The sequence below is a fragment of the Streptomyces sp. NPDC096132 genome, assembly GCF_044763345.1.
Classification (GTDB): domain Bacteria; phylum Actinomycetota; class Actinomycetes; order Streptomycetales; family Streptomycetaceae; genus Streptomyces.
Genome location: NZ_JBIWGA010000002.1, coordinates 436,984 through 457,786 on the forward strand (window position 1 = coordinate 436,984; position 20,803 = coordinate 457,786).

General features: G+C 71.7%; 21 protein-coding genes, 1 pseudogene and 1 riboswitch. Of the genes and pseudogenes, 11 read left to right on the forward strand and 11 right to left on the reverse strand.

From position 1 onward, the window contains the following. Nucleotides 1–17: 17 nt before the first annotated feature. Nucleotides 18–644, forward strand: a complete 627-nt coding sequence (locus ACIRF9_RS06345) for a TetR/AcrR family transcriptional regulator (RefSeq protein WP_403817173.1) — start codon at nt 18–20, stop codon at nt 642–644. 469 nt (nt 645–1,113) lie between these two features. Continuing rightward, nucleotides 1,114–2,586: a phytoene desaturase family protein gene (locus tag ACIRF9_RS06350; protein WP_403817176.1), complete on the forward strand. Its 1,473-nt coding sequence runs from the start codon at nt 1,114–1,116 to the stop codon at nt 2,584–2,586. 44 nt (nt 2,587–2,630) lie between these two features. On the opposite strand, the gene ACIRF9_RS06355 is transcribed toward ACIRF9_RS06350, so the two are convergent. The 6 genes from ACIRF9_RS06355 to ACIRF9_RS06380 form a co-directional block, all read right to left on the reverse strand. Beyond that, entirely contained in the window at nt 2,631–3,641 is a 1,011-nt protein-coding gene (locus ACIRF9_RS06355; protein WP_403817178.1) for a hypothetical protein, read from the reverse strand. Nucleotides 3,642–3,697: 56 nt separating this feature from the next. Next, nucleotides 3,698–4,621, reverse strand: coding sequence for a methylenetetrahydrofolate reductase [NAD(P)H] (gene metF / locus ACIRF9_RS06360; protein ID WP_403817181.1), 924 nt, complete (start codon nt 4,619–4,621; stop codon nt 3,698–3,700). 126 nt (nt 4,622–4,747) lie between these two features. Next, nucleotides 4,748–5,395 carry a thiamine phosphate synthase gene (gene thiE / locus ACIRF9_RS06365; RefSeq protein ID WP_403817184.1) on the reverse strand — a complete coding sequence of 216 codons (648 nt, stop codon included), beginning with the start codon at nt 5,393–5,395 and terminating at the stop codon, nt 4,748–4,750. A 32-nt stretch (nt 5,396–5,427) separates the two neighbouring features. Beyond that, nucleotides 5,428–5,793, reverse strand: a complete 366-nt coding sequence (locus tag ACIRF9_RS06370; protein WP_403817187.1) for an Rv2175c family DNA-binding protein — start codon at nt 5,791–5,793, stop codon at nt 5,428–5,430. Nucleotides 5,794–5,910: 117 nt separating this feature from the next. Next, nucleotides 5,911–7,158 carry an NAD(P)/FAD-dependent oxidoreductase gene (locus tag ACIRF9_RS06375; RefSeq protein ID WP_403817190.1) on the reverse strand — a complete coding sequence of 416 codons (1,248 nt, stop codon included), beginning with the start codon at nt 7,156–7,158 and terminating at the stop codon, nt 5,911–5,913. 32 nt (nt 7,159–7,190) lie between these two features. Then, on the reverse strand, nt 7,191–7,571 hold the full coding sequence (locus ACIRF9_RS06380) for a hypothetical protein (RefSeq protein ID WP_403817191.1): 381 nt from the start codon (nt 7,569–7,571) through the stop codon (nt 7,191–7,193). A gap of 55 nt (nt 7,572–7,626) precedes the next feature. Continuing rightward, a riboswitch (TPP riboswitch) is annotated at nt 7,627–7,739 on the forward strand. On the opposite strand from ACIRF9_RS06380, the gene thiO reads away from it, so the two are divergent. The 6 genes from thiO to ACIRF9_RS06410 all read left to right on the forward strand — a co-directional run bounded on the left by thiO (nt 7,737) and on the right by ACIRF9_RS06410 (nt 13,482). After that, nucleotides 7,737–8,903, forward strand: coding sequence for a glycine oxidase ThiO (gene thiO, locus ACIRF9_RS06385; RefSeq protein ID WP_403817193.1), 1,167 nt, complete (start codon nt 7,737–7,739; stop codon nt 8,901–8,903). (Overlaps the previous riboswitch by 3 nt.) Further along, the gene (gene thiS / locus ACIRF9_RS06390) at nt 8,900–9,100 is read left to right on the forward strand and encodes a sulfur carrier protein ThiS (protein ID WP_403817196.1); all 201 of its coding nucleotides are present in this window, start codon (nt 8,900–8,902) and stop codon (nt 9,098–9,100) included. Before thiO ends, thiS begins: the two co-directional genes overlap by 4 nt. 5 nt (nt 9,101–9,105) lie before the next feature. After that, nucleotides 9,106–9,900, forward strand: a complete 795-nt coding sequence (locus tag ACIRF9_RS06395) for a thiazole synthase (RefSeq protein ID WP_403817199.1) — start codon at nt 9,106–9,108, stop codon at nt 9,898–9,900. A gap of 166 nt (nt 9,901–10,066) precedes the next feature. Continuing rightward, on the forward strand, nt 10,067–12,001 hold the full coding sequence (gene pknB, locus ACIRF9_RS06400; RefSeq protein ID WP_403817202.1) for a Stk1 family PASTA domain-containing Ser/Thr kinase: 1,935 nt from the start codon (nt 10,067–10,069) through the stop codon (nt 11,999–12,001). A 34-nt stretch (nt 12,002–12,035) separates the two neighbouring features. Further along, on the forward strand, nt 12,036–12,935 hold the full coding sequence (locus ACIRF9_RS06405) for a deoxyribonuclease IV (RefSeq protein ID WP_403817204.1): 900 nt from the start codon (nt 12,036–12,038) through the stop codon (nt 12,933–12,935). 55 nt (nt 12,936–12,990) lie between these two features. Next, the gene (locus ACIRF9_RS06410) at nt 12,991–13,482 is read left to right on the forward strand and encodes a DUF4396 domain-containing protein (protein WP_403817207.1); all 492 of its coding nucleotides are present in this window, start codon (nt 12,991–12,993) and stop codon (nt 13,480–13,482) included. A 19-nt stretch (nt 13,483–13,501) separates the two neighbouring features. On the opposite strand, the gene ACIRF9_RS06415 is transcribed toward ACIRF9_RS06410, so the two are convergent. Then, a complete protein-coding gene (locus ACIRF9_RS06415; protein WP_403817210.1) occupies nt 13,502–14,134 on the reverse strand; it encodes a sulfite oxidase-like oxidoreductase in 633 nt (210 codons plus the stop codon). Nucleotides 14,135–14,309: 175 nt separating this feature from the next. Between ACIRF9_RS06415 and bfr the strand changes: the two genes are divergently transcribed. After that, on the forward strand, nt 14,310–14,789 hold the full coding sequence (gene bfr, locus ACIRF9_RS06420) for a bacterioferritin (RefSeq protein ID WP_360840254.1): 480 nt from the start codon (nt 14,310–14,312) through the stop codon (nt 14,787–14,789). Nucleotides 14,790–14,823: 34 nt separating this feature from the next. Here bfr and ACIRF9_RS06425 read toward each other — a convergent pair whose 3' ends face one another. Then, a complete protein-coding gene (locus ACIRF9_RS06425) occupies nt 14,824–15,057 on the reverse strand; it encodes a bacterioferritin-associated ferredoxin (protein ID WP_403817213.1) in 234 nt (77 codons plus the stop codon). Nucleotides 15,058–15,205: 148 nt separating this feature from the next. Continuing rightward, complete coding sequence (locus ACIRF9_RS06430; RefSeq protein WP_403817216.1) at nt 15,206–16,558, reverse strand: class II 3-deoxy-7-phosphoheptulonate synthase; 1,353 nt, start codon at nt 16,556–16,558, stop codon at nt 15,206–15,208. Nucleotides 16,559–16,655: 97 nt separating this feature from the next. Here ACIRF9_RS06430 and ACIRF9_RS06435 point away from each other — a divergent pair, with 97 nt between their 5' ends. Both ACIRF9_RS06435 and ACIRF9_RS06440 read left to right on the forward strand, forming a co-directional pair. Continuing rightward, the gene (locus ACIRF9_RS06435; protein ID WP_393673033.1) at nt 16,656–16,712 is read left to right on the forward strand and encodes a trp operon leader peptide; all 57 of its coding nucleotides are present in this window, start codon (nt 16,656–16,658) and stop codon (nt 16,710–16,712) included. 112 nt (nt 16,713–16,824) lie between these two features. Continuing rightward, complete coding sequence (locus ACIRF9_RS06440) at nt 16,825–18,705, forward strand: anthranilate synthase family protein (RefSeq protein WP_403817219.1); 1,881 nt, start codon at nt 16,825–16,827, stop codon at nt 18,703–18,705. Here ACIRF9_RS06440 and ACIRF9_RS06445 read toward each other — a convergent pair. Both ACIRF9_RS06445 and ACIRF9_RS06450 read right to left on the reverse strand, forming a co-directional pair. Further along, on the reverse strand, nt 18,657–19,652 hold the full coding sequence (locus ACIRF9_RS06445) for a 2-hydroxyacid dehydrogenase (RefSeq protein WP_403817222.1): 996 nt from the start codon (nt 19,650–19,652) through the stop codon (nt 18,657–18,659). The genes ACIRF9_RS06440 and ACIRF9_RS06445 overlap by 49 nt on opposite strands. Nucleotides 19,653–19,704: 52 nt before the next feature. Continuing rightward, nucleotides 19,705–20,765: pseudogene (locus tag ACIRF9_RS06450) on the reverse strand (6-phosphofructokinase). Nucleotides 20,766–20,803: the final 38 nt, after the last annotated feature.

Consider the following 20,803-nt stretch of genomic DNA (forward strand, 5'->3'; position numbering starts at 1 on the left):
CTGTGACAATCGGGACCATGGAAAGCAGCACCACCTCGGGCGGCCGCACCCGCCGCGAGGCCACCCGGCAGAAGCTCTACGAGGCGGCCGTCACGCTCATCGCCGAACAGGGCTTCTCCGCCACCACGGTGGACGAGATCGCCGAGCGGGCCGGCGTCGCGAAGGGCACCGTCTACTACAACTTCGCGAGCAAGTCGGTCCTCTTCGAGGAGCTGCTGAGGCACGGCGTGGGCCTCCTCACGGCCTCCCTGCGGGAGGCCGCCGAACGCACCGCGCGCGAGGGCGGCAGCAGGGTCGACGCCCTGGACGCGATGGTCCGCGCGGGCCTCGTCTTCATCGAGCGCTACCCGTCCTTCACCCAGCTGTACGTGGCCGAGCTGTGGCGCACCAACCGGACCTGGCAGTCCACGCTGATGGTGGTGCGCCAGGAGGCGGTGGCCGTCGTCGAGGGCGTGCTGCGCGAGGGCGTCGAGAACGGCGAGTTCAGCGAGGAGATCGATGTCCAGCTGACCGCGTCCGCGCTGGTCGGCATGGTCCTGGTGGCCGCCCTGGACTGGCAGGCCTTCCAGCCGGAGCGGTCCCTGGACGACGTCCACTCGGCGCTGTCCCGGCTGCTGCAGGGGCGGGTGAGCGGGCACCGCTGAGCACCGGGCACACAGAAGCGCCGGTCCGTCGTGGCCGCGTCCCCCGCGGGCCACCATGAACCGGCGCCTCCTTGTGCTCCCCCGTTTCCCCCGTTCCCCCCGTTTCCCTCCCCCGTTGTTCCCCCGTGCGGTCGTTCCCCCGGGGTTCCCCCCGTGCCTCGCTCCCGCCGAACCGGTCGGCGGAAGGAGCGGATCGAGGGCCGCTCCGTTCCGGCGCCCCGTGTCGCCGGTGCCGGAGCCGCGCCCCTTCTCCGTGCCTCTACTGTCCCGTTCGCGCAGGCCGGCCCCCATCCGCGCGCGTACTCAACTCACCCTCTAGGTACGCGTACTCAGAGCTGCGTGCTCAACCTCAGAACGCTCCGCGGTCGTCTGGTCACGATCGCGTCCGCGTCCGTACTCCCCCGGGGCCGGTCCGGCGCCCGCCGGGCTGACGGCGTGACTGTCGGTGGCGGCCGATAAAGTCGCAGGCATGGCACGGATTGCGGTGATCGGCGCCGGGATGGGCGCGCTGGCGAGCGCCGCCCGGCTGGCCGTCGCGGGCCACCGGGTGGCGGTGTACGAGCGGACGCAGACGTACGGCGGAGCGGTGCGCCGCCTCGAGCGGGACGGCTTCGGCTTCGACACCGGTCCGGGGCTGCTCCCCCTCCCCGCGGTCTACCGCGACCTGTTCGTCAAGACCGGCAAGGAGCCGCTGGAGGCCTGCGTCGAGCTGGTCCAGGTCGACCCGTCGGCGCGGCACGTGTTCGCGGACGGCACCGACGTGTCCCTGCCGAACGCCTCGCGCGCGGGCGTCGTCTCCGCCCTGGACGGCGCGCTCGGCTCGGGCGCCGGGCAGCGCTGGGGCGACTTCCTGGTCCGGGCCCGCGAGGCCTGGGACCGCACCCGCCGCCCGCTCCTGGAGGAGCCCCTGTGGCCGAACTGGTCGGTGCTGGCCGACCGCGAGCCCTACCCCGCGGTCCCGCACAAGCGCCTGCTGCGCACCCGCCGGGCCGGCACCCTCGCCGAGGTCGGCGGGTGGGAACTGCGCGACCCCCGGCTGGCCGCCCTGCTGGAGGGCCACGCGCTCGCGTACGGCCTGGATCCCCGCGTCACCCCGGCGAGCGCGGCCGTGCTGCCGTACATGGAGCACGCCTTCGGCATGTGGTACGTGCGCGGGGGGCTGCGGGAGCTGGCCCGCGCGGTGTACGAGCGGTGTCTGGCCCGCCGGGTCGAGTTCGTCTTCGGCGCCGAGGTCACCCGGGTCCTGGAGAAGGACGGCAGGGCGACGGGCGTGGAGCTGGCCGGGGGCGAGGTGGTGGACGCCGACTTCGTGGTCGCGCCCGGCAGTACCGCCTGGCTTCCCGTCCGGGGCGAGGGCGAGGTCGCCCCTCAGCAGGGTCTGCCCAGTCGGCTGACCGTGCTGCTCGCGCTGCGCGGCGGCCGGCCCGAGGGGACCGCGCACCGGACGGTCGTGCACACACAGGACCGCGAGGGCGAGTTGGAGACCCTGTTCGGTACGGCACCGAGGGTGCCCGCGCGTCCGACGGTCACGGTGCTGCGGCCCGGTGACCCCGCGCTCGTGCCGGACGGCGGCCACGAGGCGGTCACGCTCCATGCCGTGGTCCCTGCCGGGTCAAAGGCGGGCGAGGAGCACGTGGAGGCGCTGGTCGCGGCCGCCGAGCGGGCCGTGCCGGGTCTGCGTGAGCGGGTCCTGTGGCGTGAGGTGCGCACCCCCGCCGACATCGCGGAGGAGACCGGAGCCGCGGGCGGTGCCGTCCCGGCGCCGGCGCTGGCGGCGGCCGGGGGGCGGTTGCTGCATCCGGCGAACTCGACCGGCCTGCAAGGGCTGTTCACCGCCGGAGGCTGGTCGCATCCGGGCGGCGGGCTCCCCCACGCGGGCATGTCGGGTGCGCTGGTGTCCGGACTGATCGTGGAGGGACCGGAGTTCCGGGGCTCGCAGTGAGCGGGACGGCAGACCGCCGGTGAGAACGGAACCGATACTGCGCGTCAGTACCGGTACTGGTCGTCGTAGCCGTTGCCCTGCCCCTGCTGACCGTCGCCCTGGTACGGGTACTGCTGCTCGGGCGGGAGGTCGCCGCCGAACGCCTCGTCGGTGCTGCGCTGTTGCGGGACCCAGACGCCGCCGGCCGGGGTCTCCCCGTAGCCGCCGGTGCCGTACTGGTCCTGGCCGTAGCCCTGCTGCCCGTACTGCTGCTGGCCGTAGCCGGCGTCGTAGGAGCCGCCGCCGTAGGTCTGGGTGCCGATGTACGGGTCGGAGTAGGCGGCGTACTGCTGCTGGCCGGTGGTGTCGTAGCCGTACTGCTGCTGGTTGTACCCGGAGTAGCCGTCGTAACCGTAGGTCTGGTCGGTGCCCTGGGCGGCCGTCGCGTACTGGTCCTGGGGCTGGCCGGTGGCGGCCGCGTACGCGGAGTCGCTGTATATGCCGTAGGCGTTGGTGTCGTCGGGCATCGGCTGCGGCGAGTACACGGTGGTGGTCTCGGCGGCGGAGGCCTGCGCGGAGCGGGCGGCCGGGGTGAAGACGTCGTCGCGGTCGTAGTCGTCGTCGCCGAAGGAGCCCTTGTCCGCGAACGCGTCCTTGTCCTGGCCGTATGCCACGCCGTCGCCGGCGAAGGAGCCGTCGGCGCCGGCACCGTAACCGGCGTCCGCACCGTGCTCCAGGTCGGTGACCTCCAGGGTCGGGTCCTGGCGCTCGGCCTTGCTGCGGCGGCCCTTGAAGCCCTTGGGGAGCGGCCCCTCGCCGTCGCCGCGCCGCACGGCCCAGCCCTCGGCGAAGCCGCGGCGGAACGACAGGGTGACGTAGGTCTGGCCGACCGCGAACGCGGCCGCGCCCAGTCCGATGACGATCACCGAGGGAATCAGGACGCCGAGCACGACGCCGAGGAAGCCGACGAACGCCAGCAGCCGCCAGCGCAGGCGTGCCTTGTACTGCAGCAGCACCTCGCCGAGCAGCCACAGCGCGACGATGCCGAACGCGATGTAGAGGACCGTCCAGCCCATGTACGCCCCTCTCCCAGTGGCCGCTACGCAGTGTGTCGTATGTGGGTGCGACCGGTCTAGGCCTGCGGCGGGTGGTGCAGACCCAGGTTCTCGTAGATTTCCAGCGTCGCCGTGGAGTTGTTGAGCGTGATGAAGTGCAGTCCAGGCACTCCCTCGGCCAGCAGCCGCGCGCAGAACTCCGTGGCGAAGTCGATACCAATGGAGCGTACAGCGGCCGGATCGTCCTTGGCTGTGAGGATCCGCTCTTTCAGGGCCGCCGGGAAGTGGGCGTTGCTGAGCTTGGGCAGCCTCTCCAGCATCTTCACGCTGGTCACCGGCAGGATCTCCGGGATGACGGGGGTGTCGCAGCCGGCCGCCGCCACCCGGTCGCGCAGGCGCAGATACGACTCGGGCTGGAAGAACATCTGCGTGATGGCGTAGTCGGCGCCCGCCCGGCACTTGTCGACGAAGTGCGCGACGTCCGTGTCCCAGTCGCCGGACCGCGGGTGCATCTCGGGGAACGCGGCGACACCCACGCAGAAGTCGCCCGACTCCTTGATGAGTCGGACGAGCTCGGCCGCGTAGGTGAGACCCCTCGGATGCGGGACCCAGTCGCCCATCGGGTCGCCCGGCGGGTCGCCGCGCACGGCGAGCATGTTGCGGATCCCGGCGTCGGCGTACTGGCCGATGATGTTGCGCAGCTCGGCCACGGAGTGGTCCACGGCGGTGAGGTGCGCCACCGGGGTGAGCGTGGTGTCGACGACGATCTGCTGGGTCTCCTTGACCGTGGTCGCCCGGGTGGAGCCGCCGGCGCCGTACGTCACCGAGACGAAGTCCGGGGCGACCGCCTCGACCCTGCGCAGCGCGTCCCACAGGCTCCGCTCGCCCTTGGGCGTCTTCGGCGCGTAGAACTCGAACGAATAGGTCGTCTTGCCGGTCGCCAGGATGTCGCGCACGGTGCGTGCGCGGTCCGTCCTGGTGGATGCGGTTCCGAGGGCCATACCCGCAGGTTAACCAGGGGCCGACGGTCACCCAACCGAATGCCGGATATTTGCCCGAATTGTCGGCTTGTTGTCCACCCTTCGGACAGGTGTTCCGACCGAAAACCCCCTGGGGCCTCGGAGGCGTCAGAGGTTGCGCAGTCGCTTCGCGAACTCCGCCGCCGCGGCACCCGGATCGTCCGCCCGGGTGATCGCCCGGACGACCACGACCCGGCGGGCGCCCGCCTCCAACACCTCGTCGAGGTTGCCGAGGTCGATGCCGCCGATCGCGAACCAGGGGCGGTCGGTGCCCAGGGCGGCCGTGTGCCGGACCAGGCCGAGGCCGGGGGCGTGCCGGCCGGGCTTGGTGGGGGTGGGCCAGCAGGGGCCGGTGCAGAAGTAGTCCACGCCCTCCTGGACGGCGGCGGCCTCCGCCTCCGCCTCCGCGTGCGTGGAGCGGCCTATGAGGACGTCGTCGCCGAGGATCGCGCGGGCCGCGGGGACCGGCAGGTCGCCCTGGCCGAGGTGGAGGACGCCGGCACCGGCGGCGTGGGCGACGTCCGCCCGGTCGTTGACCGCGAGGAGTCCGCCGTGCCGGGCGCAGGCCTCGGCGAACACCTTCAGGTGCTCCAGTTCCTCGGCGGCCTCCATGCCCTTGTCCCGCAGCTGCACGATGTCGACGCCGCCCGCGAGGACCGCGTCCAGGAACTCCGGGAGGTCACCCTCGCGGGTGCGGGCGTCCGTGCACAGGTAGAGCCGGGCGTCCGCGAGACGGGCGCGGGCGGTGTCGGTCATCGGTGTCCCCCGTTGTGTCGGTACTGGTTGCCTCAGACGGCGAGCGCCTGGGCGCGGCGCTTCACCTCCGTACCGCGATTCTCGCTGAGGGCCTGTGCGGGGGTGCCGGGCAGGCTCTCGTCGGGCGTGAAGAGCCACTCCAGCATCTCTTCGTCGGTGAAGCCGTCGTCCCGCAGGAGCGTCAGGGTGCCGGTGAGGCCCTTGACGACCTTGTCCCCGTCGATGAAGGCGGCGGGGACGTGCAGCGCGCGGTTCTCACCCCGGCGTACGGCGATGAGCTGACCCTCCTTGATCAGCTGCCGGACGCGGATCACGTCGACATCGAGCATCTCCGCGATGTCGGGCACGGTGAGCCAGGCGGGGACGAGAGCATCGGTCTTTGCGTCAATCTCGGTCACGGGGTCAAGGGTAGGCGCATGTCCGGGCGGGCCGCGATGGGTCGTTCTTCGGGTGCGGCGCCGTGGGGGCTGGTCGCGCCCACGCGGCGGAGCCGCTCATGTCACAGCCCCGCGCCCCTAGGGAACCGCGGTCGCGTTCTTCATGGGGCGGGCCGGGTCCGACAGAGCCTCCGGGTCCATGCGGCGTGCTGTCTCGATCAGCTTCCTGCCCTGGGCGAGATCGCGTGGGCGCCCTACCGCCAGTAGAGCCACCAGACGGTCCTCCCGCAGCCAGCAGACGCTCCACGCCGGGCCCGTCGGGTCGCCGCGCCACACCATGCGGTCGGCCACCGCGTGGTGGCCCGCGTACTGGACGAAGCGGCCGAACTGCTCGGACCAGAAGTACGGCACCGGGTCGTAGACCACCGGGGGCTCGTCCGTGGCCGCGCCGAGGATGTTCGCGGCGACCGTGCGCGGGCCCTGGAGGGCGTTGTCCCAGTGGTGGACGAGGAGCCGTTCGCCGTAGCGGCCCGAGGGGAAGGAGGCGCAGTCGCCGACCGCGTACACGTCCGGCACCGAGGTGCGCAGCCGGTTGTCGGCCACGACCTCGCGGTGCGCGCCCAGCTCGACGCCGGAGCCGGCCAGCCAGGCGGTGGCGGGGCGGGCGCCGATGCCGACCACGACGGCGCCGGCGGGCAGCCGGGAGCCGTCGTCGAGGACGACCGCGCCGGACTCGACACGCTCCACGCGCGCGTGGGTGCGCAAAGCGGTGCCGCTGTCGGCGTACCAGGAGGCCATCGGGGCGGCGACCTCGGCCGGCAGGGCGCCGGCGAGGGGCCGGTCGGCGGCCTCCACGACGGTCACCGCGCAGCCGGCCTCGCGCGCGGCGGTGGCGAACTCGGCGCCGATCCAGCCGGCCCCGACGACCACGATGTCGTGCTGCCGGGCGAGCACGGGCCGCAGCCGTTCGGCGTCGTCCAGCGTGCGCAGCAGATGGACGCCGGGCACGCCCTCGGCGCCCGGCAGCCGGATCGGTTCGGCGCCGGTGGCGAGGACGAGGACGTCGTACGGGACGGGCCCGGCCTCGGTGTCCACCTCGTGGACGGCGGGGCGCAGGCCCAGCACCTCGCGGCCGAGCAGCAGTTCGATGCCGAGGCTCTCGAAGTCGACGTCGAAGGCGGAGCCCTCGGCCTTGCCGAGCAGGACGGCCTTGGAGAGCGGGGGCCGGTCGTAGGGCTGGTGGGGCTCGGCGCCGATCAGCGTCACGGTGCCGTCGAAGCCCTGTTCGCGCAGGGCGACCGCGGTCTGCACCCCGGCCATGCCCGCACCGACGACGACCACGCGCCGCCCCGCCCGACCGTCTGGTTCCCGCCTCTGCTCACTCACCTGATCACCATAGACAACTGACGATTTGTCAGTCAGCCGTCGTGCGCCGTGACCTGCTCCACAACGCTCGTACCGCTGCCCTCCTGCGACTCCCAGGCCCAGGTCTCCTCCAGCCGCACCCGCCCTCCCCCAGAGCCGAAAGCCTGGGAGGTACCCCCAGACAGTTCGACGACGGTCGAGACACAGTGCCCCGAGGACGTCGTGCCGTCGTGCTTGAGCTGGACGTACCGGAAGTCGAGCCGGTCCCCCTCCCGGGTACCCACGAGATGTCCTCGTACGACGTCGCCGCCCGCGTAGTCCGCCCAGATCACGCCGTCCCGCTCGTGGTAGGTGAAGCGGGTGCGGGTGCCGACCTGACCCGGGGCCTGGTCGGCGACGGGGGCGAGGACGAGACCGTCGAGCGAGCGCGGCATGACGAAAGGCTCCCTTTACAGAGGCGCGGAACCACGGGCTAGGGTGTGGCCAACGTAGAGCACTCGCGGGAGCCCGGACGCACCGGGCTGAGAGGGAGGCTGGCCGGCCTCCGACCGTACGAACCTGATCCGGGTCATGCCGGCGAAGGGAGGGGCTGGACGCCCATGTCGCGTACACGTACATCCGACGTCCTGGTCGTGGGGGGCGGGATCATCGGGCTCGTCACGGCGTGGCGGGCCGCACAGCGCGGGTTCGCCACGGCGGTGGTGGACCCCGAGCCGGGCGGCGGGGCCGCGCGCGTGGCGGCCGGGATGCTGGCCGCCGTCACCGAACTGCACCACGGCGAACAGACCCTGCTCGGCCTGAACCTCGCCTCCGCCCGCCGTTATCCGGACTTCGCGGCCGAGCTGACGGAGGTCACCGGGCTGGACCTCGGCTATCGCCGGTGCGGCACGCTCGCGGTCGCGCTGGACGCCGACGACCGCGCCCATCTGCGGGACCTGCACGCGCTGCAGGCGCGGTCGGGGCTGGAGTCGGAGTGGCTCACCGGACGGGAGTGCCGGCGCCTGGAGCCGATGCTCGCGCCCGGCGTACGGGGCGGGCTGCGGGTGGACGGCGATCACCAGGTCGACCCCCGGCGGCTGGCCGACGCGCTCGTCGCCGCCTGCGAGCGGGCGGGTGTGGTCTTCCACCGCGCCTGGGCCGAGCGGCTGTCCGTCGTGGGCCGGCGGGCCGCGGGGGTCGTGACGGGTGACGGTACGGCCCTGGGGGCGGGGCAGGTGGTGCTCGCGGCGGGGAGCCTCAGCGGGCGGCTGGCGGGCGTCCCGGAGGACGTGCTGCCCCCGGTGCGGCCGGTGAAGGGGCAGGTGCTGCGGCTGACGGTGCCGCCCGGGTACGGGCCGTTCCTGAGCCGTACCGTGCGGGCCGTCGTGCGCGGCAGCCAGGTGTACCTGGTGCCGCGGGAGAACGGCGAGCTGGTCGTGGGCGCGACGAGCGAGGAGCTGGGCTGGGACACGACGGTGACGGCGGGGGGCGTGTACGAGCTGCTGCGCGACGCCCACGAGCTGGTGCCCGGGATCACGGAACTGCCGTTGACGGAGACGCACGCGGGACTGCGGCCGGGCTCCCCCGACAACGCGCCGCTGCTCGGGCCGACGGAGCTGGACGGGCTGCTGCTGGCCACCGGGCACTACCGCAACGGGGTGCTGCTGACACCGGTGACCGGCGACGCGCTGGCGCACGCCCTGGCCACCGGTGAACTTCCCGACGAGGCCCGTCCCTTCACGCCCCGGCGCTTCGGTGCCGCGTCCCTCCTGGAGCAGCCCGCATGAACATCTCGGTGAACGGGGAGCGGCGGGCGGTCGCTCCCGGTACGGCCCTCGACAGCGTCGTACGCTCCCTGACGCCGGCGCCCACCGGGGTGGCCGCCGCGCTGAACGAGACGGTCGTCCCGCGCGCGGAGTGGTCCGCCACGGCCCTCTCCGAGGGTGACCGCGTGGAAGTCCTCACCGCCGTGCAGGGAGGCTGAGCGCCGTGGCCGACGATCCCTTCGTCCTCGGGGGTACGTCCTTCTCGTCCCGTCTGATCATGGGTACGGGGGGTGCGCCCAGCCTGGAGGTGCTGGAGCGGGCGCTGGTGGCGTCCGGGACCGAGCTGACGACGGTCGCGATGCGGCGGGTGAACCCCACTGTCCGGGGTTCGGTGCTGTCGGTGCTCGAGCGGCTGGGCATCCGGGTGCTGCCGAACACGGCGGGGTGCTTCACGGCCGGGGAGGCGGTGCTGACCGCCCGGCTGGCGCGGGAGGCGCTCGGGACCGATCTGGTCAAGCTGGAGGTCATCGCCGACGAGCGGACGCTGCTGCCGGATCCGGTGGAGTTGCTGGAGGCGGCGGAGACGCTGGTGGACGACGGGTTCACGGTGTTGCCGTACACGAACGACGACCCCGTGCTGGCGCGGAAGCTGGAGGACGTGGGGTGCGCGGCGGTGATGCCGCTGGGGTCGCCGATCGGGTCCGGCCTCGGGATCCGCAACCCCCACAACTTCCAGCTGATCGTGGAGCACGCGCGGGTGCCGGTGATTCTGGACGCGGGGGCCGGTACGGCGTCGGACGTGGCGTTGGCGATGGAGCTGGGGTGTGCGGGGGTGATGCTGGCGTCGGCGGTGACGCGGGCGGCGGATCCCGAGCGGATGGCGTCGGCCATGCGGGCCGGTGTCGAGGCGGGTCGGCTGGCCCGCCTGGCAGGCCGGATCCCCCGCCGCTACTTCGCCGAGGCGTCGTCTCCCGCGGAGGGCCTGGCGGCACTCGACCCCGAGCGCCCCGCCTTCTGACCGCCGGCCCACTCCCGCCCCGCCGCGAACCACGCCCCGAGGGGCGCGCCCCGGGCCTGCGCGCCCCCGTCCCTCGGGGCGTGGTTCGCGTCACAGGTCGGCTGCAGTCCTGCTCCGAAGGGGTGGAAGTCGGGGTGGTGTCAGTCGTGGCTCGTAGACTCGCTGCGTGGACACGACCCTTCAGGACCCTCTGGTCGGGCAGGTGCTCGACGGTCGGTATCGCGTCGAGGCGCGGATCGCGGTGGGCGGGATGGCCACGGTCTATCGGGCCGTGGACACCCGCCTCGACCGTGTGCTCGCGCTCAAGGTGATGCATCCGGCGCTCGCGGCCGACGGGGCGTTCGTCGAGCGGTTCATCCGTGAGGCCAAGTCCGTGGCGCGGCTCGCGCACCCCAATGTCGTGCAGGTGTTCGACCAGGGGGCGGACGGGTCGTATGTGTATCTCGCGATGGAGTACGTCGCCGGGTGCACGCTGCGGGACGTGCTGCGCGAGCGCGGGGCGCTGCAGCCGAGGGCCGCGCTCGACATCCTGGAGCCCGTGCTCGCCGCGCTCGGCGCCGCGCACCGGGCCGGGTTCGTGCACCGCGACATGAAGCCCGAGAACGTGCTGATAGGGGACGACGGCCGGGTCAAGGTCGCGGATTTCGGGCTGGTGCGGTCGGTGGACACCGTGACCAGCACCACCGGGGCCGTCCTCGGGACGGTCGCGTATCTCGCGCCGGAGCAGATCGAGCAGCCCGGCGCCGCCGACCCCCGGGTCGACGTGTACGCGTGCGGTGTCGTGCTCTACGAGATGCTCACCGGCGAGAAGCCGCACGACGGCGACTCCCCGGCGATCGTGCTCTACAAGCATCTCCACGAGGACGTTCCGCCGCCCTCCGCCGCTGTGCCGGGGCTGGCCTTCGGGCTGGACGAGCTCGTCGCGTCGGCCACCGCCCGCACCCGGGACGTCCGGCCGCACGACGCCGTCGCGCTGCTCGGGCAGGTACGGGACGCGCGCGGGGCGCTGACCGAGGCGCAGCTGGACGCCCTGCCGCCGCAGGCCGTGTCCGCGGCGCACGACAACGCCGAGGACCGCACCAGCGTCATCCCCCGCTCGCTGACCGTGCCCAGACCGCTGCCGGTCAACGAGGACGAGCCCGGCGACGACCCCCTCAACCGCACCTCCCGGTTCCAGAGCCCCCCGCCCCCGCCGCCCCGGCGCCGCTCCGGACGGCCCCCGCGCGGGCTGCTCGCCCTCGTCACCGTCGTCCTGCTGGTGATCGGCGTCGGCGCCGGCGTCTGGTACATCAACTCCGGGCAGTTCACCAAGGTCCCGGCGGTGCTGACGCAGTCCCAGGCCCAGGCGGAGCAGCGGCTGGAGGCGGCCGGCCTCGAAGTGGGCAAGATCGAGCACGCCTACAGTGACACGATCAAGCGCGGGAACGTCATCGGTACGGACCCGGAGCCGGGCGCGAAGATCCGCAAGCACGACTCGGTCACGCTCACCGTCTCCGACGGCCCGCAGACCGTGAAGGTCCCGGACGTGACGGGCTCCCGGCTGGACAAGGCCAAGGAGCTGCTGAAGTCGGACAGCCTGGAGCCGGGGCTGGTCACCGAGGAGTTCAGCGACGACGTCATCAAGGGCTTCGTGATCAGCACCTCCCCCGAGGCGGGCACCGAGCGGCGGGCGGGCGCGGCGGTCTCGATCGTCGTCAGCAAGGGCAGCCCGATCGACGTGCCGGACGTCACCGGCGAGGACCTGGAGGACGCCAAGGCCGAGCTGGAGGAGGCCGGTCTGAAGGTGCAGGTCTCCGCCGAGCAGGTCAACTCCGAGTTCGACAAGGGCCAGGTCGCGGCGCAGACCCCGGAGGCGGACAGCCAGGCCGCCGACGGCGACACGGTGACGCTGACCCTGTCCAAGGGGCCGGAGATGGTCGAGGTCCCGGACGTGGTCGGCGACAGCGTCGACGACGCCAAGGCCGCGCTCGAACAGGCCGGCTTCGAGGTCGAGGAGGACCGAGGGATTCTCGGGCTGTTCGGCGACACGGTGAAGAAGCAGTCGGTGGACGGCGGCGAGACCGCGCCCAAGGGGTCGACGATCACGATCACCATCCGGTGACCGGGAGGGGCTCGGGGCATGACACCCTGAACGGGTGAGTCAGAATCGCCCCTTCCCCTCCCGCAACCCCGTCGGCGGCCATGTCCCCGTGGCCGGCGGACTGCACTCCGTGGGCTTGTCGTACGCCCATGACCTCAACGCCGAGACGGTCCAGGTGTTCGTCGCCAACCCGCGCGGCTGGGCCACCCCGGCCGGCAATCCGGCGCAGGACGAGGCCTTCCGGGAGACCTGTGCGGCGGAGTCGATCCCGGCGTACGTCCATGCGCCGTACCTGATCAACTTCGGGTCGCACACCGAGGCGACGGTGGAGAAGTCGGTGGAGTCCCTGCGGCACTCGCTGCGCCGGGGACGGGCGATCGGCGCGCTGGGTGTGGTCGTGCACACGGGGAGCGCGACGGGCGGGCGGGAGCGGTCGGTGGCGCTGCGGCAGGTGCGGGAGCACCTGTTGCCGCTGCTGGACGAGCTGACCCACGACGACGACCCGTTCCTGCTGCTCGAGTCGACCGCCGGGCAGGGGTCCTCCCTCTGTTCCCGGACCTGGGACTTCGGGCCGTACTTCGAGGCGCTGGACGCCCATCCGAAGCTCGGCGTCTGTCTCGACACCTGCCATGTCTTCGCCGCCGGGCACGACCTGACCGGCCCGTCCGGCATGCACCAGACGCTCGATCTGCTGGTGGACACCGTCGGCGAGGGCCGGCTGAAGCTGATCCACGCCAACGACTCCAAGGACGTGGTCGGCGCCCACAAGGACCGGCACGCCAACATCGGCGCCGGTCACATAGGCGAGGACCCGTTCCGCGCGCTGATGACCCACCCGGCGACGGACGGTGTACCGCTGATCATCGAGACGCCCGGCGGCAAGGAGGGCCACGCGGCCGACGTGGAGCGGCTGAAGAAACTTCGCGAGATGCAGCCCGTTCCGGAATACCCCTAGGGGGTATACGGTTCCTGGTGGATGCAGGAACCGTCATCCGACATTGGGGGCACCCATGCAGCACGAGGCGCACGCGGCACACGCTCACCACCACCACGAGGCGGCCGCCGGCAGCAGCTGGGCCACGGCAGTCCAGGCCACCCTGCACTGCCTCACCGGCTGCGCCATCGGCGAGGTGCTCGGCATGGTCGTCGGCACCGCGTTCGGCTGGGGCAACACGCCGACGCTGGTGCTGGCGATCGTCCTGGCCTTCTTCTTCGGTTACGCGCTCACCCTGCGCGGTGTCCTGCGGGCGGGCGTGGGCCTGCGGGCGGGCGTCCGGGTGGCACTGGCCGCGGACACGCTGTCGATCGCCGTGATGGAACTGGTCGACAACGGGGTGATCGTGCTCTGGCCGGGCGCGATGGACGCGGGACTGGGCGACGCGCTGTTCTGGGGCGCGCTGGTGATCTCCCTCGCCATCGCCTTCGTTCTCACCACGCCGGTCAACAAGTGGATGATCGGGCGCGGCAAGGGCCACGCGGTGGTGCACCAGTACCACCACTGACCGGCGCGGGCACCGGGACTCAGAGCTCGGGGCCGTCCCCGGGCTCCTCCTGGTAGGAGTACCGCTGCTCCCGCCAGGGGTCGCCGATGTTGTGGTAGCCGCGCTCCTCCCAGAAGCCCCGGCGGTCGGCGGTCATGTACTCGACGCCGCGGACCCACTTGGGCCCCTTCCAGGCGTAGAGGTGGGGGACGACCAGGCGGACCGGGAAGCCGTGCTCGGCGGTGAGGAGCTCGCCGTCCTTGTGGGTGGCGAAGATCGTGCGCTCGGAGGCGAAGTCCGCGAGGCGCAGATTGGAGCTGAAGCCGTACTCCGCCCACACCATCACATGGGTGACGTCGGCGGCGGGCGGGGCGATCTCCAGGATGGTCCGGGCGGGGACCCCGCCCCACTCGGCGCCGAGCATGCTGAACTTCGTCACGCAGTGCAGGTCGGCCACGACGGTGGTGTACGGCAGGGCCGTGAACTCCTCGTGGTTCCAGCAGCGCTTCTCACCGTCGGCGGTGGCGCCGAAGACCCGGAACTCCCAGCGCTCGGGCCGGAACTTGGGGACCGGGCCGTAGTGGGTGACCGGCCAACCCCGCTGCAGTCGCTGTCCCGGCGGAAGCTCGGACGGTGCTGCTTCTCCAGATTCGCGCTCCACCGGCTGACCCATGTCTCCATCCTGACAGACCCGACACAGTGCACATGACCGGCCATGTCCCGAATCGGGCAACTGCCACTAAGCATGCACTAACTTACTAAGTACGCACTTACTGGACGATCTTCTGTGCCGGTGAAATCATGCGGCGGCAACCTCCCCGAATCCCCACGTGGAAGGAGCCTCTGCGATGCAGGGCGACCCCGAGGTCATCGAGTTCCTCAACGAGCAGCTCACCGGCGAGCTCACCGCCATCAACCAGTACTTCCTCCACGCCAAGATGCAGGAGAACTTCGGCTGGACGAAGCTCGCGAAGTACACGCGGCACGAGTCCTTCGACGAGATGAAGCACGCGGAGGTGCTCACCGACCGGATCCTGTTCCTGGAGGGCCTGCCGAACTACCAGCGGCTGTTCCATGTGCGCGTGGGCCAGACCGTCAAGGAGATGTTCGAGGCCGACCGGCAGATCGAGGTCGAGGCGATCGACCGGCTGAAGCGGGGCATCAAGGTGATGCGCGAAAAGGGCGACATCACGTCCGCGAACATCTTCGAGTCGATCCTTGAGGACGAGGAACACCACATCGACTACCTCGACACCCAGCTGGAGCTGGTGGAGAAGCTCGGTGAGGCCCTCTACATCGCGCAGCTGATCGAGCAGCCGGAGAGCTGAGCGGCTCCGGACGGGCCGCTCGCGATCGAAGAGCCTAGGCCGCCTCGTCGAGCTCTTCCAGCTCCGAGAGGACCGGCCGGCCCTGGTCGGCCAGGTCACGGCGGGGGCAGGAGCCCCGGCCGAGGATCGCCTGGATCCGGCGTACACACGACCCGCAGTCCGTACCGGCCTTGCAGGCGGAGGCTATCTGGCGGGGCGTGCAGGCACCGTTCTCCGCGTGCTTCTTGACCTGCGCCTCGGTCACACCGAAGCAGCTGCAGACGTACACGCGGATCCACCTCCCGCCGGGATTGGTAACTGTTGCCGTCCCGCTTGATCGGTGAGGCTAACCTAACCTTACCCGGCACTCAGTGCCCGCAAAAGTGGAGTGGGGCGCGGATCGTATGTGATCCGCGCCCCACTCACATGACCGAAGGTCACTGGTCGCGGTACATCTCCGCGACGAGGAACGCCAGGTCGAGGGACTGGCTGCGGTTCAGGCGGGGGTCGCAGGCCGTCTCGTAGCGCTGGTGGAGGTCGTCGACGAAGATTTCGTCGCCGCCGCCGACGCACTCGGTGACATCGTCACCCGTGAGCTCGACATGGATGCCGCCCGGGTGGGTGCCGAGGCCCTTGTGGACCTCGAAGAAGCCCTTGACCTCGTCGAGCACGTCGTCGAAGCGGCGGGTCTTGTGACCCGAGGCCGCCTCGAAGGTGTTGCCGTGCATCGGGTCGGTCACCCAGGCCACCACCGCGCCGGACGCCGTGACCTTCTCGACCAGCTCGGGCAGCTTGTCGCGGACCTTGTCGGCGCCCATGCGGACGATGAAGGTCAGCCGGCCGGGCTCACGGTCGGGGTCGAGGCGCTCGATGTACTGCAGCGCGTCCTCGGCCGTGGTCGTCGGGCCGAGCTTGATGCCGATCGGGTTGCGGATCTTCGAGGCGAACTCGATGTGCGCGTGGTCCAGCTGCCGGGTGCGCTCACCGATCCACACCATGTGCCCGGAGACGTCGTACAGCCGGCCGGTGCGGGAGTCGACGCGGGTGAGCGCCGACTCGTAGTCCAGCAGCAGCGCCTCGTGCGAGGAGTAGAACTCGACGGTCTTGAACTCCTCCGGGTCGGTCCCGCAGGCCCGCATGAAGTTCAGCGCGTTGTCGATCTCCCGGGCGAGCTGCTCGTAGCGCTGGCCGGAGGGGGACGACTTCACGAAGTCCTGGTTCCAGGCGTGGACCTGGCGCAGGTCGGCGTAGCCGCCGGTGGTGAAGGCGCGCACCAGGTTGAGCGTGGAGGCGGAGGCGTTGTACATCCGCTTCAGGCGCTCGGGGTCCGGGACGCGGGCGGCCTCGGTGAAGTCGAAGCCGTTGACGGAGTCGCCGCGGTAGGTCGGCAGCGTCACGCCGTCGCGGGTCTCGGTGGGCTTGGAGCGCGGCTTGGAGTACTGGCCGGCGATCCGGCCGACCTTCACGACCGGGACCGAGGCGGCGTACGTCAGCACGGCGCCCATCTGGAGCAGGGTCTTGAGCTTGTTGCGGATGTGGTCGGCCGACACCGCGTCGAAGGCCTCGGCGCAGTCGCCGCCCTGGAGGAGGAACGCCTCTCCCTTGGCGACGGCCGCCATCCGGGCGCGCAGCTGGTCGCACTCGCCCGCGAAGACGAGCGGCGGATACGACTCCAGCTCCGCAACGACTGCGCGCAGAGCCTCGGGGTCGGGGTACTCGGGCTGCTGCGCCGCGGGCAGGTCTCGCCAGGTGTTGCCAGCGCTCGCGCTGGTCTTAGCGTTCACGGTCACGCCCTCAACATTACGGGGTCGTGTCGAGTCCTTTTCGCCCCGGCTCGACAGGTGAGACGCACTCCCGCTCAGGTGCGCGTGGGGTAGGGTGCGACCCATGTTCGCGCACTCGACCCAGAACTGGTGGTGGACCGCTCTTCCGGCGGCCCACTGACTGCGCGTACGCAAGACTTCGCGAAGGCCGCCCGGGGGGCGGCCTTCGGCGTTTGTCGGGGTCCGTTCCTCACGGCACAGATGTCCTCACCGACACGGATGGCAGAGGAACCATGGACCTGACACAGCTGCTGCACGACGACCGCCCCTTCGCCCTGCTCCGCCGCCGTGCCGCCGGCCACGACGAGAACACGGTGGAACTGCTCGTCGGCCCGGTCACCGCGTACGACCGTCTCGCCGACCTCCCCGACGAGGGGCTGGCGCTGGTGCCCTTCCGGCAGATCCGCGAGCGCGGCTTCGACGTCCGTGACGACGGCACGCCCCTGGCCTTCCTCACCCCCGAGGAGCGGTACGAGATCCCGCTCGCACAGGCCCTGGCCCTGCTCCCCTCCCATGCCGTCCGCGTCGACTCCGGGGCCTTCGACGTCGCCGACGAGGAGTACGCCGAGATCGTCGGACGCGTGCTGCGGGACGAGATCGGGCGGGGCGAGGGCGCCAACTTCGTGATCCGGCGGACGTACGAGGGTGAGATCCCGGGCTTCTCCCGCGCGGACGCCCTCGCCCTCTTCCGGCGGCTCCTCGAGGGTGAGCGGGGCGCCTACTGGACCTTCCTCGTGCACACCGGGGAGCGGACGCTGGTCGGCGCCAGCCCGGAGGTGCACGTCCGGATGTCCGGCGGGACGGTCGTGATGAACCCGATCAGCGGGACGTACCGCTATCCGGCGGAGGGACCCACCCCGGAGCATCTGCTCGGCTTCCTCGCGGACGGCAAGGAGATCGAGGAGCTGTCGATGGTGGTCGACGAGGAGCTCAAGATGATGTGCACCGTCGGCGACATGGGCGGGGTGGTCGTGGGCCCCCGGCTGAAGGAGATGGCGCATCTCGCGCACACCGAGTACGAGCTGCGCGGCAGGTCCTCGCTGGATGTGCGGGAGGTCCTGAAGGAGACCATGTTCGCGGCGACCGTGACCGGGTCACCGGTGCAGAACGCCTGCCGGGTCATCGAGCGGCACGAGGCCGGCGGGCGGGGGTACTACGCGGGTGCGCTGGCGCTCCTGGGCAGGGACTCGGGCGGCGCCCAGACCCTCGACTCCCCCATCCTCATCCGTACCGCCGACATCGACGCGGCCGGGCGGCTGCGGGTGCCGGTCGGCGCCACGCTCGTACGGGGTTCGGACCCGGCGGGCGAGGTCGCGGAGACGCATGCGAAGGCGGCGGGGGTGCTGGCGGCCCTCGGCGTACGGCCGGGCCGGCCCCGCGAGGAGCACACGCGCCCGCGACTGGCCGACGATCCCCGGGTGCGGGCCGCGCTGGACGGGCGGCGGGCGTCGCTGGCGCCGTTCTGGCTGCGGATGCAGGAGCGGACGGAGGCCCTGACCGGGCACGCGCTCGTGGTGGACGGCGAGGACACGTTCACCGCGATGCTCGCGCACGTGCTGCGCTCCGGCGGCCTCGAGGTGTCCGTCCGCCGCTACGACGAGCCCGGGCTGCGCGAGGCGGTCCTCGCGCACGAGGGGCCGGTCGTGCTGGGCCCCGGGCCCGGTGACCCGTCCGATCTCACCGATCCGAAGATGCGCTTCCTGCGGGACCTGACCGCCCGGGTGCTGCGGGAGCACCGGCACGGTGTGCTGGGCGTCTGCCTCGGGCACGAGCTGATCGCGGCCGAGCTGGGGCTGGACATCGTACGGAAGGAGGTGCCGTACCAGGGGGCGCAGACGGAGATCGACCTGTTCGGACGGGCCGAGACGGTCGGCTTCTACAACAGCTTCGTGGCCCGCTGCGACGACGAGGCCCTGGCCGAGCTGGCCGCGCACGGGGTCGAGGTCGGCCGGGCGGCGAACGGGGAGGTGCACGCCGTACGCGGACCGGGGTTCGCCGGCGTGCAGTTCCACCCGGAGTCCGTGCTCACGCTGAACGGGGCCCTGATCGTGCGGGAGCTGATGGCTCAGGTGCGCGGGACGAGCACGTTCTCCGAGCGGCGGCCGGCCTTGTAGTCCAGGATGTTCCGCACCGTGGCGTCGACGATCTGACCGACGGCGTCCTCGGTGTAGTACGCCTGGTGGGAGGTGACCAGGACGTGCGGGAAGGTGACGAGACGGGCCAGGGTGTCGTCCTCGACGGTCTCCAGGGACCGGTCGACGTGGAACAGGCCCGCCTCCGCCTCGTAGACGTCCAGGGCGACGCCCCTGAAGCGGCCCTCGCGCAGTTCCACGACGAGGGCCGCGGTGTCGATCAGGGCGCCGCGGCTGGAGTTCACCAGGATCGCGTCGTCCTTCATGGCCTTCAGGGCGTCGGCGTCGATGAGGTGCGTGGTCTCGGGCATCAGCGGGACGTGCAGGGTGACCAGGTCGGACTCGGCGAGCAGTTGCTCCTTGGGGACGTACTTCATGCCGAGTTCCATGCAGGCGGGGTTCTCGGCGATGTCCCAGCCGAGCAGGCGCATGCCGAAGCCGTGGGCGATCCGGCTGAACGCCTCGCCGATCTTGCCGGTGCCCAGGACTCCCGCGGTACGGCCGTGCATGTCCCGGCCCATCAGCCCGTCGAGACGGAAGTCGAACTCACGGGAGCGGATGGCGGACCGGACGACCCGGCGGTTGACGGCCAGGGCGAGCGTCCAGGCGAACTCGGCGACCGCGTACGGGGAGTAGTACGAGACGCGCGCGACCGTCATGCCGAGGCGCTCCGCCTCGGTGAGGTCGATGTTGTTGAAGCCGGTGGAACGCTGGGCGATCATCCGGGTCCCGCCGTCCGCGAGGATGTTCAGGACATGGCGGTCGAGGACGGCGTTGACGCTGGTGGAGACGGCCTCGTAGCCGGCCGCGATGGGGGCGGTGTCCTCGTTCAGGAAGACGTCCACACAGCGAACCTCGTGGTGACCGGCGAAGCCCCGCTCGATCAGGGGCTTCTCGTCGGCCTGGACGCCGAAGGCGAGGATTTCCACAGCCGCTCCCTGTTTGTCACTTATAGGAAGAATACGCCCACGGTTGTCGGCCTCAGCCGAAGAACACCCCCACCTCCGCGTACAGCTTCGGGTCCACCGTCTTCAGCCGTGCCGTCGCCTCCGCGAGCGGTACGCGGACGATGTCCGTGCCGCGCAGGGCGACCATCGTGCCGAAGTCGCCCTCGTGGACGGCGTCGATGGCGTGCAGGCCGATGGGGGTGCCCCCACGCCGTTCAGGCAGTGGGGGAGGGTGGCGAGCCAGCGGTCGAAGGCGCTGGGGGTGCCGCCCCGCTGGACGTGCCCGAGGACCGTCGTGCGGGCCTCCTTGCCGGTCCGCCGCTCGATCTCCCTGGCCAGCCACTCGCCGACGCCGGACAGCCGGACGTGCCCGAAGGGGTCCAGCGAGCCGTCCTTCAGAACCATGTCGCCGTCCTTCGGCATCGCGCCCTCGGCGACGACCACGATCGGCGCGTACGAGGCCCGGAAGCGGGAGGTCACCCAGGCGCACACCTGCTCGACGTCGAAGCGCTGCTCGGGGATGAGGATGACGTTGGCGCCGCCGGCCAGCCCCGAGTGCAGGGCGATCCAGCCGGCGTGACGGCCCATCACCTCGACGACCAGGACGCGCATATGGGACTCGGCGGTGGTGTGCAGCCGGTCGATGGCCTCCGTGGCGATGCCGACGGCGGTGTCGAAGCCGAAGGTGTAGTCGGTGGCGGACAGGTCGTTGTCGATGGTCTTCGGGACACCGACACAGGGGACGCCGTACTCGCCGGACAGGCGCGCGGCGACGCCGAGGGTGTCCTCGCCGCCGATGGTGATCAGGGCCCCGATCTCCTGCCCGGCTAGGGTGTCCCTGATCCGGCGGATGCCGTCCTCCTCCTTCATCGGGTTGGTCCGCGAGGAGCCGAGGACGGTGCCTCCCCGGGGCAGGATCCCGCGCACGGCCGGGATGTCCAGGCGGACCGACCTTCCCTCGAGGGGGCCCCGCCAGCCGTCCCGGAAGCCGACGAACTCATGGCCGTAACTCTGGACGCCCTTGCGGACGACGGCCCGGATGACGGCGTTGAGGCCGGGGCAGTCCCCGCCTCCGGTCAGTACTCCGACGCGCATGGACGGGTCCCTTCGCCGTGAGCCGAGGCTGCCTGACG